This is a genomic window from Kitasatospora sp. NPDC091257 (assembly GCF_044757675.1).
GTDB classification, from domain to species: Bacteria; Actinomycetota; Actinomycetes; order Streptomycetales; family Streptomycetaceae; genus Kitasatospora; species Kitasatospora lactacystinica.
On sequence record NZ_JBIVVI010000080.1, the window covers coordinates 1 to 14,009 of the forward strand.

A 14,009-nucleotide genomic window follows, 5' to 3' on the forward strand; every position below is an offset into this window, starting at 1 on the left:
GACCCACCCGGAGGGGCGCCCCGCCCGGGGCGCCCCTCCGGCGCGTCCGGCCCCGACGGCTCGTGCCACGACCGACCCGACACCTGACCTGTCGTCAATTTCCGGACGAATGCGCCCCACCGAGGCCATCCCAATGGCCCGACCCTGCTGCACGACCTCGGAGTTTCGGCTGTCGACCGGTCAGTTCCGGCCGGAACCCGACGGGTTGACCACATCGTTATTGAAAGACCTCTCGACGTCTGGGTATGGTCACGAACTGTCGTGATCAAGTCAGCCATGAGGGGACGATCATGGACGAGCCAAGGCAGCGCCCCGACACCGTGCAACCCACGCAGGACGGCGGCCGGGGGTGGTCGCTCGCCCCGGTCGCGATGCTGCGCCACGCGGGCTACCCGCTCTCGCTACTGGACCGCGTCGTCGACCGTCCGACCGCCCGGGCCGCCGACACCGTCCTCGCCCTGCGGGACGAAGCCGTCGAACTGGGGCGGGAGTTGAAGGCCGCCCTGCGCGCGGAACAGGCCGGCACCCGGGGCGACCTCGCCTCCGGCGTCGGCATGCTCCGCCCCTTCCCGCCCGCCGACCTCGCCCGGCTCGAAGCCGAACTCGGCCCCGCCGCCCTGGACTCGGCCAAGCGCTACCAGGACGCGGTGCAGACCCTGGACGGCCACTGGAAGGCCTTCGAACAGGAGCACGGCGCCGCCCTCGCCCGGGCCCGCCGGACCGTCGTGGACCTGTTCCGCGAGCCCTCCCTCCAGCAGGTCCTGCTGCTGTCCAACGACGCCCGCTTCGAAGAGTTCACCGCCTGGATCGCCGCCGGCGGCACCGGGTCGGACGGACACGTCAAGCGGATGACCGACCTGCTCGCCATGTACCTCCAGCGGGTCACCACCAAGAACGAGACCCACTCGCACTTCGGCCCCCTCGCCGTCGCCCGGGCGGCCCCCGAGGGCACCGCCGCCACCGGCATCACCTGGTCCACCGGCCCGCTGCGCCGGATCGCCCTGCTCAGCCACTGGGCGGGCGAGGCGATGGCCGAGGTCTTCAGCGCCCGGCCGGAGGCCTTCGAGACGGTGCGCCCCCGCCGGCGCCCGCTCGCCTTCGCCGACGGCCCCCTGGTCCGGCTGTACGCGTTCGAGTCCACCACCGGCATGCCGGACGGCTGGCGCTTCGTCGCGGTGAAGTCCGACACCTTCGACACCCACCGCTCCTGGCTCTGGGAGCACTGCGACGGGGAACGCACGGTGGCGCGGCTGCGCGCCGCCTGGGCCGAACGCCCGGACCGCCCGGCCGACCTCGACTTCGACCACGTGCTCGCCGAACTCGTCGACCAGGACTGGCTGATCGGACGCTGGGAGATCCCGATCGGGTCCACCGACGTGCTGCGCTCGCTCGCCGGGCACCTCGCCGAGGACTCCCCCGACCTCGCCGTGGTGCGCCGCTTCGAGGACGGGCTGCGCCGCTTCGCCGAGGGCCCGACGGCGCGGCGCGCGGCCCTGCTCGGCGAGCTCAAGGAGGCCTTCGAGGAGGTCACCGGGTCGGCGGCCAACCGCTCCGAGGGCCGGCACTACGCCGACCGGAGCATCCTCTACGAGGAGGCGTACAGCCCGGTCGAGGACGTCGTCCTCGGCCCGGACGTCACCGGGCTGATCGGCCGCGAGCTGTCCGCGGTCTACGACCTGACCCTGCTCGTCCCCCGGCTGCGGATCCGCCGCGAACTGGAGGTCCTGCGGCACTGGACGGCACGGCGCTTCGGCCTCGGCACGCCCGTACCGCTGCCGGACTTCTACGCCGCCTTCTTCGCCGACAAGCCGCGCCTCGCCGCGCAGTGCGAGGAGGTGGACCGGGAGATCGAGGCGCTCGACCGCGAGGTCGTCGCCCTGCTGCTGGACGGCGCCGAGGACGGCCGGCCCGAGAGCGTCGTCGACCGGGCCCGGCTGGAGGAGCTCCTCGCCCGCCACCCGGACACCCCGCCCGCGCTGTGCAACCCGGACGTGATGCTCGCCGCGCCGGACGCCGCCGCGATCGCGCGCGGCGACTTCCTCGCCGTCGTCGGCGACTGCCACGCCGTGCGCGAGGCGCTCACCCACTCCAGCTTCGCCCCGATGCTCCAGGCCGAGGCGCCGGAGCTGCTGGACGAGATCCACACCCGGTACCGGGAACTGCTCGACGAGGACGAGGTGCTGGTCGACCTCTCCCGCTCGCACCCCGACAAGACCTGCGCCTGCTCAACGCCTCCAACGCCCGCCACTACGAGATCGAGGCCCGCACCGAGGACGGCCGCCGCCTCGACCTCGTCCAGATCGGCGCCGACCAGGGCCTGCTCGCCACCCCCGTCACCCACCACTCCCTGCCCCTGGCCCCCGCCGAACGCCACGACCTCGTCGTCGACTTCGCCGCCGCCCCCGTCGGCTCCCTGGTCCGCCTCGTCAACCGCCTCGGCACCGGCCGCACCCGCGACATCATGGCCTTCCGCATCACCCGCCGCCCCGCCGCCGACGACAGCCGCATCCCACCCGTCCTGTCGACCGACCTGCCCGACTGGCACCGCCAGGACGCCGTGCGCACCCGCGACTTCGCCTTCCGCGCCGGCCGCATGAACGGCGGCCACGGCTGGCTGATCGGCGGCCGCCCCTTCGACCCCGCCCGCACCGACGTCACCGTCCCCCTCGGCGACACCGAGATCTGGCGCCTGATCGCCGACGTCCACCACCCCGTCCACCTCCACCTGGTGGGCTTCCGCATCCTCACCCGCGGCGGCAGGCCCCCGCTGCCCCACGACGCCGGCCTCAAGGACACCGTCTCGCTGCGCCCGGGGGAGTCCGCGGAGATCATCACCCGCTTCGACGGCTACCGCGGCCGCTACCTCTTCCACTGCCACAACGCCGAGCACGAGGACATGGGGATGATGGCCAACCTGGAGGTCGTCTGACGGGCCGTCCCGGGCCCGCTCACCCGAAGGCGTCCGGCCCGCGCGCCTTGACCTGCCCATTGCGCGGGCCGCACCCACCGGGCGCACGGGCGGGTGCCGGGGTGCGCGGGGCGCGCGGCGGGGCCGGGTCGGGGCCGGTCGGGACACGGCGGGCGCAACCGGAATGCGGCCTTCCGTCCGGTTCGGGGTGAAGTGCCGGACCTTCACCGCTCTCCCATCAGATGATCACTCTGCTGCCGTGATCCCGACCCCCGCCGTACGGGGCGGTCCACTCCAATTCCCTTCGCACACCCCCGAGCTGCGAAAGGCCACCACGCCGATGACCCGCCCCGCCGACCACCCCACGCCCGACCGGATGCTGCGCGAGGCCGCCGCCCGCCTGGACCGGCGCCGCTTCCTGACCGTCACCTCGGCCGCCGCCGCGCTCGCCTTCGGCGTCAACCTGCCCTCCGCGCACGCCGCCGACAACGAGATCGCCCCGCGCGCCATCGGCGACAACCCCTTCACCCTCGGCGTGGCCTCCGGCGACGCCACCCCCGAGGCCGTCGTGCTGTGGACCCGCCTGGCCCCGCGCCCCCTGGAGCCCGGCGCCGGCCTGCCGCCCACCGGCTCGGTCAAGGTCGCCTGGGAGATCGCCCGCGACGAGAAGTTCCGCCGCGTCGAGCGCCGCGGCACCGCCCGCGCCCACGCCGAGTTCAACTACGCCCTCCACGTCGACGTCGACGACCTCGACGCCGGACGCGAGTACTGGTACCGCTTCACCGTCGGCTCCTGGTCCAGCCCCGTCGGCCGCACCCGCACCGCCCCGCCGCGCGGCAGGAAGCTCGACAGCGCCCGCATCGCCCTCGTCTCCTGCCAGGCCTACGAGGACGGCTACTTCACCGCCTACCGCCACCTCGCGAACGAGGACCTGGACGCCGTCTTCCACGTCGGCGACTACATCTACGAATACGGCATCGACGCCGCCGGCGGCGACCGCAAGTACACCGACCGCACCCTCGCGGCCCACTTCAACCACGAGACCACCACCCTGGAGGACTACCGGCTGCGCTACTCCCTCTACAAGAACGACCCCGACCTCCAGGCCGCGCACGCCGCCCACCCCTGGTACGTCACCTGGGACGACCACGAGGTGGAGAACAACTACGCCGCCGGCATCCCGGAGAAGAACCAGGACCCGGCCCCCTTCGTCGCCCGCCGCGCCGCCGCCTACCGCGCCTACTGGGAGAACCAGCCGCTGCGCATGCCCCAGCCGCACGGCACCGAGCTGACCCTCTACCGGCGCGTCCACTTCGGCCAGCTCGCCCAGTTCGACATCCTCGACACCCGCCAGTACCGCGACGACCAGGCCAACGGCGACGGCTGGCAGTACCCCACCCCGGAGTCCGACGCCGCCGGGCGCACCCTGATGGGCGCCACCCAGGAACGCTGGTTCGCCGAGGGCCTGCGCCGCTCCAGGGCCACCTGGAACGTCGTGCCCCAGCAGGTCGTCTTCTCCCGCCGCAAGAACACCACCGCCGAGCGCTCCAAGCTCTCCATGGACGCCTGGGACGGCTACCCGGCCGCCCGCGAGCGCTTCCTGCAGGCCGTCGACCGCTCCGGCGTCAAGAACCTCGTGCTGCTCACCGGCGACGTCCACGTGGCCTACGCCCTGGACGTCAAGCGCAACGTCGACGACCCCGGCTCCCGCACCGTGGGCGTGGAGTTCGTCGGCACCTCGATCAGCAGCGACGGCGACGGCGAGGAGAAGCCCTCCAACTGGAACAACCTCATGTCGGCCAACCCGCACATGAAGTTCTACGACGGGCGCCGCGGCTACACCGTCCTCACCCTGGACCGCCACCGCGCCCGCGCCGACTACCGGGTGGTCTCCCACATCACCCGCCCCGGCGGCACCCTGTCCACCGCCGCCTCCTTCACCACCGAGGCCGGCAACCCGGGCATCCGCCCCGCCTGACACCCGCACCGCGCCGAACGCCCCGGCCCCGCCGCCGCGAGGGAGGCGGCGGGGCCGCTCACCGCTGGGACGCCTCGTAGGCCTCGCGGACGGTCGCGGGGACGCGTCCGCGGTCGTTGACGAGGAAGCCGTGGGCGTGGGCCCAGCGGCGGATCGGCTCGTCCCGCGGCCGGGGGTCGGGCTCGCGGGAGGGGCCCTTCCCGGCTTCCGTGGGGGCTCCCTCCAGGCAGTCCGCGGCATGGTGGAAGAACGCGGACAGCGAGGCGTACACGCCCTCCTCGGGGCAGGACGCCTCCGCCCACGTGCCGACGGTTCCGGTGACCGTGTCCACGAACGTCCCGTACAGGCCGTCGCGCTCCGCGGCGACCGGCACCCAGGCGCGGTGCCAGAACGGGCAGTCGGGGTCCTCGGACGGTTCCGCCTCCTCCAGGCCCATCCGGCTGAGGTACACCCGCTGGATGTCCGTCAGGCCGAGCAGGATGTGGCCACCGGGCAGGGGCACGGCGCAGTCCCGCGTCACCAGGCACGAGGGCATGTCGGGCCGCGTGCCGGCGTCGATGCCGTTCGCCAGGAGCCACTGCCGCAACTCCTGCGGCAGCGTCAGGCCCATGCGCCGTTCGGCCCGGTCGACGCCCTCCCGGCTCCCCGGGCCGCCGAGGGCGGAGAAGACCGCCGGGTCGTGCCGCTCCAGCCACCCCGTCACCCGGCCCCACGCCTGCCGTACGTCCTCGCCCGGCCCGTGCGCCGCCCCGTGCGCCGGAGTTCCGGCCGCGTGCGATTCCCGCTGGTCATCCATGGGGCGACCGTACGCGGGGCCGCCGACAGGGGCCGGTCGGACGCCCGACCGGGGAGGTTTCGGCATCGATCGGCCGGTTTGTGATCACGGTTCGGCGACCTTCCGTCGGCCGGTGAATAAATCGGTCCTCCCGGCTCCCCGGCAGCGGTAGGTTTCCCGACGCACATATTCGTGACCGTCACGGGGGATTTCACCATTTCCACTCAGTCTGCCGAGCTGCCCGAGAGCGCTGCGCCCACCGAGCCCGCCTCCGACGCCCCGGCACCCGGTCCGGGCCTGCCCGGCTACGGCGAGGGGCAGCTCAGCTGCCAGCACTGCGGATCCGTCCCGGCCGTGGACGCGACCTTCCGCGGGCACCTGGGCCTCATCATCATCCTGAAGTACCTGAAGACCCGGGGGCCGTTCTGCCGCAGCTGCGGCATCGCCACCCACCGCGAGATGACCTCCGACAGCCTCTGGCAGGGCTGGTGGGGCATCCCCTCGATGATCGTCAACCCGATCATCATGCTGATCAACATCCCGCAGCGCCTGAAGGTCGACAAGCTGGCGGAGCCGCTGCCCGGCGCGCCCCGCCCGCCGATGGACCCCGGCAAGCCGGTGTACCTGCGGCCCACGATCCTCGGCGTGCTCATCCCGGCACTCCTGATCACGGTGATCTACCTCGTCGCGAAGCGCGACCCCGACTTCGCCAAGGCCGGCGACTGCATCCACAACAACAACCCGATCGCCGCCGCCCTGCCCGGCCTCGTCGACAAGAACCCCGACGTCGAAGTGGTGCCCTGCTCCGACCCCAAGGCCGAGGCCCGCGTCGTGGGCCGCGAGGAGGACACCAACGACGGCGAGGCCGCGTGCAGGAAGTTCCCCACCGCCGACGGCTACTTCACCTACAAGCGGAGCAGCACCAAGTACACCCTCTGCCTGCAGAGCCTGGAGACCCCGCAGCAGAAGAAGCCGACCACGATCTTCGGCCCCGTCAACCCGTGACCCCGTAGAGCGAGGCCGGGGCACTCGACCCCGCCCGGCGCGACTCCGGCCCTTCGGACGAACCGAAGGGCCGGAACCGTTTCCTGACGCGCCGCCGACGCCCCCCGGGCCCCCATGGTGCCGCGCACTCACGACGGGGCCGCTGCGGGAGCAGCCCGCGAGGAGAGGGTCAGAGGACCCAGAAGTGCAGGTAGTACTTGTTGGTGCCGGAGTAGGAGCAGTAGGCGTCGCCGGCGTAGGAGTCCCTCATGGCGATGCACATCGACTCGGTGTAGGGGCCCTTCACCACCCAGTGCCCCGGAACCGCGGCCGAGACCGTGTCGGCCCGGGAGGGCGCGGGGGCCGCCTGGGCGGTGGCGGCGCCGCCCACCAGCACGGTCGCCGCCAGGGCCAGGCCGGTGAGAAGCAGACGTGCGCGCATGGGCGTTCTCCTCTGTCGCTTCGTAGATGTGTGAGTGTGCCTCGGGCACGGATGAAAGAGTGGGCGCTGCGGGTCGGCGGTGCGGGAGAGGACGTGGCCCTCGATCACTACGCCCGGCCGGGTAGGGCATGCCGTGCGCCTGCCCGCCGTCCGGTGGGACAGCGGGCCCCTTGCGCGTGCGACGGATCGGTGGGGCCGAGCGCGCTCAGCAGCGCACGGTGGCGCCCCCATTGTCGAGGTAGGCGTTGTACACCCAGCCGAAGCTTCCGCCGCCGACCATACGGACCCAGGTCCACCTGTTGCCGTACCCGTTGACGGAGTAGCACTCGTACTCCACCTTGATCCCATCGCCGATGGTACCGACGGTGGTGCACGCACCGTACGGGCCGGTGTGGACCGCCGCGCCGTCGGACTTGTTGATGGTTCCGGACCCGTTGTCCTTGTCCGTGTGAGGCCAGTAGGCGTTGCCGCAGGTGACCGTGACGCCGGCAGAGGGCGCGGCGGCGGCGCCGGCCGGTGCGGCCGCGGCGCCCACAGCGAGCGTGACACCGACAGCGGTGACCGCGAGAGCACGACGAATACGCATGAACGCCTCCATGGGTGGTTTCTCGATTCGGACGGCCATCAGGCCCGGGGGGACCACCGGTGTTTTTGGGGCCCCGGTCCGCCGCCCTCGGAACCCATCCTGACGGTGCCGGCGGGCGCGGCCCCAGTCCTTTCGGCTGTCGCCGAAACCCCTGCGGTGAGGCCCACTTGAAGCAGTCGTACGCGACCGGAGACGATGGGCGCCGGGAAGGTGGGCGTCCGAACAGAACCCGGGAGACCCTCACATGCTGCGCATCACGTTCACCCCGCAGGACCTCGCCAAGACCCGGATAGCGGCGACCTGGGGCCCGCTCGGCGAGACGCTGCACGCGCTGACGACCCTGCAACAACCGCACAGCCGCGCGCTGTTCGGCGCATGGAGACACGAGGTCCATGCTCGTTCCCCCGCCCGCGTCCATCCGGCCTCCTCCCTCTTCCAGGAGACCGTCCTGGACCTGTTCACCGTCACCGGCGCCTCGTCGTCCGTCGAGGAGGGGATCGAGGCACTGCGCGCGGCACCGGCCGAGCGCCTGCGCACCGAACTCGAGGGGGCCGTCGAGGCGCGGGCCCGCTACTTACGCCGCACGGACCCCTGGGCGGGTGTGGCGTGGGGCGACATCGCGCACGTCCGGGCGGACCGTGAGGAACTGCTGGTGTTCCTCCGTAACGTCCACCGCGTCGCCGTGGCTCCCCACTGGCCGCGGATCCTGCCCCGGCTGCGGGCGGAGCAGACCGCGCACGCGCTCAGGCTCGCCCAGGACGGGCCCGAGGCGATGCTCACGGGACTGCCGCCCGAGTTCCGCTGGAAGCCGCCGACGCTGGAGGTCGGCAGAGGCGCTCTCACGAGCACTGTCGACCTGGAGGGCAGGGGCCTGTTACTGGTCCCGTCCGCCTTCTGTCAGACCAGGCCGATTCCCTACACCGACCCGATGGACGACCAGGCACCCGTCCTGCTCTTCCTCCCCGTCATACGAGGCGTTTCCGACGTCACCGCACTGCTGACGACGTCCCGGCACGGGATCGACGGCGCCTTGTCCGCGCTCCTGGGCCGCACCCGGGCCCGGACCCTCCACGCCATCGGCGACGGCCCTTGCACCACCGGGCAGCTGGCCGAACGCCTCAGCGCGTCGCTGCCCACCGCGAGCGAGCAGGCCTCCGTACTCCGCCAGGCCGGCCTCATCATCACCACCAGACGCGGCAGTGCCGTCCTGCACACGCTCACCCCCCCTCGGCGGCGCGTTGCTCAACGGCCATCACTTCCACGGCTAGGAGCCGGAGGAACTCGGCACCGGCCGGCTCCACGGGCGTGGTCGGCGAGGAGGGCGGTCAGGTCGGCGAGGGCCGAGCCGGCATCGACGGCGTCGGTGGGGGCGCCCGGGGTACGGGAGCCGGTCAGGCGCAGCGTCGGCGGAATCCGGCGCGGCTGTATCGTCCCGGTGAAACGATCAGTTGCGTTGCGTGCGTGACGGCGGTCTGTCCGGCGGCCGCACCGAAACCGTCCCGGCCGGGCGCGGGACGGCTTTCCGGCTCGAAGAACGAGCACAGAGCCACGTGCCACCACGTCGGAAAGACGGTCGAACGCGCCGAGTCGATCAAGGAACACCAAACCCGCCGACCTTAGAAACCAAGCTTGGACAAGCCTTATCGCTGCAGCTCAGAAAGCCCTTTCGCGTTTCCGATCACCATCCGGACGCGACCCCGGATGAGACGCGCAGGCTAGTCAAGTCGTACGGGCGTGAGGGCCTCCCGGGCGGCCTGTTCAGTGGCGGCCAGGCTGACCGCGTCCACTTGGTCCGTGTTCTGACCGAGGCTGGGCGTTGGTGAGTACGACACGCTGAGTGCCACGTTGGCGCGCCGGACGAGGACGTGCACGGTGCCACCGGGCTGGTACACGCTGCGGGCTTCGTCGCCGAGGTCGGTGATCGTGCCGGAGTGTGACCTGGGACCGTTGGCAGCGCGTATGTTCAGCGCCTGCTGTTTGCGCGCGCTCGTGGTGGCGTCGGAGCCGAAGGTGCCGTCCCACTTGCCCAGCACGTAGTCGATCACGAGAGTGGTGCCGATCTCCCGGTCGCGCCAGACGCACCGTGAGCCGGAACCGTAGCCGGCGCTGAGGCGTTCGCTCCCGTCGGCAGCCGCATTCGGCGTCAGATGCGCCGCTGCCGTGGCCCCGGCCGTGCACGCCTGCGGCAGCTGCGAAGCCTCGTGTCGCCCCGGCCACCACGGTGCATTCCACGGGCGGTCGGCGACCAGCACGATCGTTGCCACCACCGTCAGCACCACAAGGCTGTTGAGCCCGGGACGGAATGTCCCACGCCACCCCTGAAACGGCCGGGTGGGGCTCGGACCGGTGGTTCTCTGCGCCCGGACCGGCGCCTGAATGGCGGGCGCGGCAGCACCATGAGCCTTGCTGTTCCCCTCGCGCCCCGCCAGGTGGAGGATGGCCGATGCGCCGACCCACACGGCGACAGCCAAGAACAGCATCGCGCTGCCGATCATGTTCTGGCCCTCGAACCAGCTACGGGCCATCAGCAGGAGCAGCACCAGAACCGCCGACGTCAGCAGCTTGAGGCGGGACACGAGTCGCTCGTGCGTCTTGCCGTCCTTGGGTGATAGGTCATCCATCCGGGCTCCTCGTCATCGAGTTGATCAGTGTCGCTGCTTGCCTACCGAGTGCGGACGATTCAGGGGGTCTGTCCAGCCAACTCTTTGTCTCGGTGATCGTTGTCGGGATCGTTCGCGTCTTTGCCGGATGAAAGAGTCCATCCGAGCCGTGCGGGATTCGACTCGTTTCGGTCTGCCCCGAAACGAGTGCGTCGGCAAGGCTCAGCCGCAGGGTGTGGGCGCGGATGAGGAGGACGGCGTGCTACGGGTTCATTTCACCGCCGAGGACCTGGCGCGGGTACGGGTCACGGTGCTGGGGCCGCTCGCCGAGACGCAGCTGAGTCTGCGGACCGTGCAGTGGCGCGACCGCGCGGTGCTGTTCGGCGGGTGGCGCGCGCGGACCGGCCCGCGGATCGGCGCCGACGGGAGGGAGGCCGCGCGGTTCCTCAGCCCGGCCGCCTGCGGAGCACTGGTGGACCTGTTCACCCTGGTGGGCGCGGTGGACTGCGTGGAGGAGGGGATAGAGCGGCTGATCAGTACGCCGACCTCGCGGCTGCGCGCGGAGTTCTCCGTCAAGCCGCGCACGGACGGGTCTGCGGCACCATGGCTGACCGAGGCGATGGACGCCGCCCCGCGGGCGCTGCGGCGGCTGGGCGCCGCCCTGCAGCACTGCCACCACGTCGCGGTCGCCCCCTACTGGCCGCGCATCGACCAGCACCTCCAGGGCGAAGTGGCGCGACGGGGCAGGCTCATGGCACGGGGCGGGGTGGGAGCGCTCCTGGACGGCCTGCGCCCGATGGCCGTGTGGAACCCGCCGGTGCTGGAGATCCCCGGCTACCGGCCGCTGAACCACCCGGAAGCCGACCTCCACCTGTCGGGCCGCTCGTTCGTCCTGGCTCCGTCGGTGTTCTGCGGGCCGGTTCCCCAGCTGTTCGCCGGCTCCGAGGACGACACGGTGGTCATGGCCTACCAGGCACTGCACGACCCGGTCGACGCGGCGGCCCTGTGGGCACCGCCTGCCGGTACCCGCCGAGGCGGTGCCCCGGTGCCGCCGGCCCTGGCCGCGCTGTTGGGCCGCAGCAGGGCGATCGTGCTGTGCGTCATAGCCGACCATCCCGCCTGCACGACGACGCAGTTGGCGCAGCGGGCCGGTATCTCGCCGGCCAGTGCCAGCGAGCACGCCACCACCCTGCGCAAGGCCGGGCTGACCGCCCTGACCCGGGAGCGGAAGGCGGTCCTTCACACGCTGACCCATCTCGGACTCACCCTGCTGAGCACCAACATCCCATCCCCCGAAGCCTCCTGAACGTCGGACGGCACACCGAGGCCGGCAGCGGTGGTCGGGCGGTGGTCAGGCGGCGCCGAGGCGGGTGGCCGCCGCGCCGCAGCCGACGCCGGGCGGACGGGGGGTGATGCCCGCGCAGGGGCCGCAGGTGCCGGGGCGGGGCACCGGGTCGTGGCAGCGGGCGCACTCCGCGTACCGAACTGGCGTGGGCGGCGCGGCAGTCGGGGCGGGCGGCAGCTTGTGCCGCAGGCGGTAGCGGAGCACCGCGACCGCCGAGTGCAACGGGCTGGGCAGGCCCGACAGCAGGCCTGGGCGAGGTCGGCGGCGCTGCTTCCGCGCTCCAGCCACCGCGCGACCAGGGGAGCGAGTTCACACGCCTCGGCCTCGCCCAGGCGCAGGCGCGGCTCGGGCCGGATCACCCGGAACAGGGTGGCGATCGCCTCACGGAGCTGCTCCCTCGCCCTCCTGATGATTCGTCATTTCCACGTCGGGGAGGGAGGGTTCTCGGTTCCGGTCCTTTGGAGGGGCGTCAGCGACCGGCGGCCGCTTCGCCGGGAACCGGACGGGTGGCACCCGGCGGGGCGAGCTGCGGGGTGTCGTAGACGTGGGTCTCGGTGACGATCGTGCCGTCGGGCATGCGGATCCTCTCGACCCGGTAGTACCCGGCGGCGGTCAGCTCCTTCAGGGCCTTGCGGATCGCGCCACGGCCCTGGGGCTGGTGTCGGCCATGTGCCGGCCGTCCTCGCGCCGGCCGTTCGGGGCGGGAGAGGAGGTCCGCGAGCAGGCCGCGGGCGGTGTAGGAGAGCCGCCGGCACTGCAGCATGCCGTTGGGCAACACGGTGAAATCGCGCACGTGGGCGCTACGATGAACGCGCATCGGGAGTGGTTGCTCCTGTTGCCGGACCCCGGGGTGTTCCAGCACTGCCGGGGTCGCCTGTCTTCGGTCGATGTCGCGGAACGTGCCACAACGATTACGCGCACAACGGTCGTTCGCGACGAAGGTCAGGCGGCCGGGGCGGGCGTGGGGACGATCCAGAGTTCGGAGGGGCCGTTGATGATGACGGACTCCATCCGGGCCGGCGCCGCCCTGGACGGGTCCAGGACGGCACCGGGGTAGGCGCCGAAGAGCCCGTCCAGGGCCACTTCGGCCTCCAGTCGGGCCAGTGGCGCGCCCAGGCAGAAGTGCGGGCCGTGGCCGAAGGCCAGGTGCTCCTTGTCGGGGCGCGTCGGGTCGAAGTCGTCCGGCCGCTGCGGGTGGACCTCCGGGTCCCGGCCGGCCGCGCCGAAGCCGAGCAGGATCGGTTCGCCCCGCCGGACGACCACGCCCTCGCCGAGGTCGATGTCCTCCAGCGGGTAGCGCAGCGGGATGTGCATCGCCGGGCTCTCGTGGCGCAGGGTCTCCTCGATGACGTCCCCCCAGCCGAGGCCGCCCTCGCGGACCCGGGCCAGGTGGCCGGGGTGGGTGAGGAGAGCCTGGACGGCGCTGGTGATGAGGTTGACCGCGGTCTCGTACCCGGCGCCCAGCATCAGGAAGAGGATGTCGCGGGACTCCTCCTCGCTGCGGCCCGTCCCGCCGCCGGTGCCGACGGCGGCCACGTCGGTGGCGAGGTCGGGCCCGGGGGAGCGCCGTTTGAGCTCCAGCAGGTCGGTCAGCACCACGTTGATCGCCGCCCGGGAGGCGGTCATCTGCTCGGCGGTGGCCGTCGTCGTCAGCAGGGCGTCCATCGACGTGCCGATCCGCGGCCGCATGTCGGCGGGCACGCCGAAGAGGTCGCAGATCACCGTCATGGTCAGCGGGAGCGACAGCGCCCGGCGGACGTCCACGGCCTCGCCGGGGCCCAGGCCGCGGAACGCGCCGACGAGGGCGGCGGTCGTCGCCTCGATCCCGGGCCGCAGCCCGGACACCCGGCGGGGCGAGAAGGAGGGCGCCATCTGCCGCCGCGCCGAACGGTGTTCGCGGCCGTAGAGGTTGAAGAAGTTCTGCTGGAACGCGATCGGCCCCATCGGCCACCCCTCGGGCACCGAGGCCAGGCCGGGCCAGTGCCTGCGCGGGTCGCGGGAGATCCGGGGATCGCCGGTCAGGGCGCGGATCACCGAGCTGCGGGTCACGGACCAGGCGATGATGCCGCCGGGGAGTTCGACCCGCACGGCGGGCCCGGCGGCGCGAAGCTCCGCGTTCTGCTGGTGGATGCGCCGGGCGGTCATGTCCAGCACCGGGCAGCGGCTGACGTCTGGAGCCATGGCATCGCTCCTCACGAGCTCTCGGGGGCTCAGGAACTCGGGAACTCGGGAACTCTCAGGACCTGTCGGGGGCGCCCCGGTGGACGGTGCCCCGCGGCGGGGCCGGCCTGTCCGGGGCCGGTGCTCCGTTGCGGACCGGGGCCCGTGCTCCGTTGTAGAGGGGCGCGGCGCGGCCGTCAACGGGGCATGGGCCCGTCCGGCGCACCGCCC

General features: G+C 72.5%; 13 protein-coding genes. 6 read left to right on the forward strand and 7 right to left on the reverse strand.

Features of this window, described 5'->3' with window-relative positions; translation table 11 throughout:
- The first annotated feature begins 290 nt into the window (after positions 1-290).
- The 3 genes from ACIQOV_RS06035 (at position 291) to ACIQOV_RS06045 (ending at position 4,886) form a co-directional block, all read left to right on the forward strand.
- Positions 291-2,597, forward strand: a complete 2,307-nt coding sequence (locus ACIQOV_RS06035; protein WP_401045390.1) for a lantibiotic dehydratase — start codon at positions 291-293, stop codon at positions 2,595-2,597.
- On the forward strand, positions 2,558-2,929 hold the full coding sequence (locus tag ACIQOV_RS06040) for a multicopper oxidase domain-containing protein (protein ID WP_401045393.1): 372 nt from the start codon (positions 2,558-2,560) through the stop codon (positions 2,927-2,929). Before ACIQOV_RS06035 ends, ACIQOV_RS06040 begins: the two co-directional genes overlap by 40 nt.
- A gap of 319 nt (positions 2,930-3,248) precedes the next feature.
- Positions 3,249-4,886 carry an alkaline phosphatase D family protein gene (locus tag ACIQOV_RS06045; RefSeq protein WP_401045395.1) on the forward strand — a complete coding sequence of 546 codons (1,638 nt, stop codon included), beginning with the start codon at positions 3,249-3,251 and terminating at the stop codon, positions 4,884-4,886.
- A gap of 58 nt (positions 4,887-4,944) precedes the next feature.
- Here ACIQOV_RS06045 and ACIQOV_RS06050 read toward each other — a convergent pair whose 3' ends face one another.
- On the reverse strand, positions 4,945-5,682 hold the full coding sequence (locus tag ACIQOV_RS06050; RefSeq protein ID WP_401045398.1) for a histone-like nucleoid-structuring protein Lsr2: 738 nt from the start codon (positions 5,680-5,682) through the stop codon (positions 4,945-4,947).
- A 171-nt stretch (positions 5,683-5,853) separates the two neighbouring features.
- Between ACIQOV_RS06050 and ACIQOV_RS06055 the strand changes: the two genes are divergently transcribed.
- A complete protein-coding gene (locus ACIQOV_RS06055) occupies positions 5,854-6,666 on the forward strand; it encodes a hypothetical protein (RefSeq protein ID WP_401045401.1) in 813 nt (270 codons plus the stop codon).
- 169 nt (positions 6,667-6,835) lie between these two features.
- Here the strand turns inward: ACIQOV_RS06055 and ACIQOV_RS06060 are convergent, their stop codons facing one another.
- Positions 6,836-7,087 (reverse strand): hypothetical protein, encoded by a 252-nt coding sequence (locus tag ACIQOV_RS06060; RefSeq protein WP_401045404.1) that lies wholly within the window; start codon positions 7,085-7,087, stop codon positions 6,836-6,838.
- 205 nt (positions 7,088-7,292) lie between these two features.
- Entirely contained in the window at positions 7,293-7,673 is a 381-nt protein-coding gene (locus ACIQOV_RS06065) for a hypothetical protein (protein WP_401045407.1), read from the reverse strand.
- A 244-nt stretch (positions 7,674-7,917) separates the two neighbouring features.
- Here ACIQOV_RS06065 and ACIQOV_RS06070 point away from each other — a divergent pair, with 244 nt between their 5' ends.
- A complete protein-coding gene (locus ACIQOV_RS06070) occupies positions 7,918-9,138 on the forward strand; it encodes an ArsR/SmtB family transcription factor (protein ID WP_401045409.1) in 1,221 nt (406 codons plus the stop codon).
- A 250-nt stretch (positions 9,139-9,388) separates the two neighbouring features.
- Here ACIQOV_RS06070 and ACIQOV_RS06075 read toward each other — a convergent pair whose 3' ends face one another.
- The gene (locus ACIQOV_RS06075) at positions 9,389-10,294 is read right to left on the reverse strand and encodes a hypothetical protein (RefSeq protein ID WP_401045412.1); all 906 of its coding nucleotides are present in this window, start codon (positions 10,292-10,294) and stop codon (positions 9,389-9,391) included.
- 238 nt (positions 10,295-10,532) lie between these two features.
- Here ACIQOV_RS06075 and ACIQOV_RS06080 point away from each other — a divergent pair, with 238 nt between their 5' ends.
- Positions 10,533-11,579 carry a winged helix-turn-helix domain-containing protein gene (locus tag ACIQOV_RS06080; RefSeq protein ID WP_401045415.1) on the forward strand — a complete coding sequence of 349 codons (1,047 nt, stop codon included), beginning with the start codon at positions 10,533-10,535 and terminating at the stop codon, positions 11,577-11,579.
- Between the two features lie 45 nt (positions 11,580-11,624).
- Here the strand turns inward: ACIQOV_RS06080 and ACIQOV_RS06085 are convergent, their stop codons facing one another.
- The 3 genes from ACIQOV_RS06085 to ACIQOV_RS06095 all read right to left on the reverse strand — a co-directional run bounded on the left by ACIQOV_RS06085 (position 11,625) and on the right by ACIQOV_RS06095 (position 13,799).
- On the reverse strand, positions 11,625-11,906 hold the full coding sequence (locus ACIQOV_RS06085; RefSeq protein WP_401045417.1) for a hypothetical protein: 282 nt from the start codon (positions 11,904-11,906) through the stop codon (positions 11,625-11,627).
- 181 nt (positions 11,907-12,087) lie between these two features.
- Complete coding sequence (locus tag ACIQOV_RS06090) at positions 12,088-12,435, reverse strand: hypothetical protein (RefSeq protein WP_401045419.1); 348 nt, start codon at positions 12,433-12,435, stop codon at positions 12,088-12,090.
- A 125-nt stretch (positions 12,436-12,560) separates the two neighbouring features.
- Positions 12,561-13,799: a cytochrome P450 gene (locus tag ACIQOV_RS06095; RefSeq protein ID WP_401045422.1), complete on the reverse strand. Its 1,239-nt coding sequence runs from the start codon at positions 13,797-13,799 to the stop codon at positions 12,561-12,563.
- Positions 13,800-14,009 lie beyond the last annotated feature (210 nt).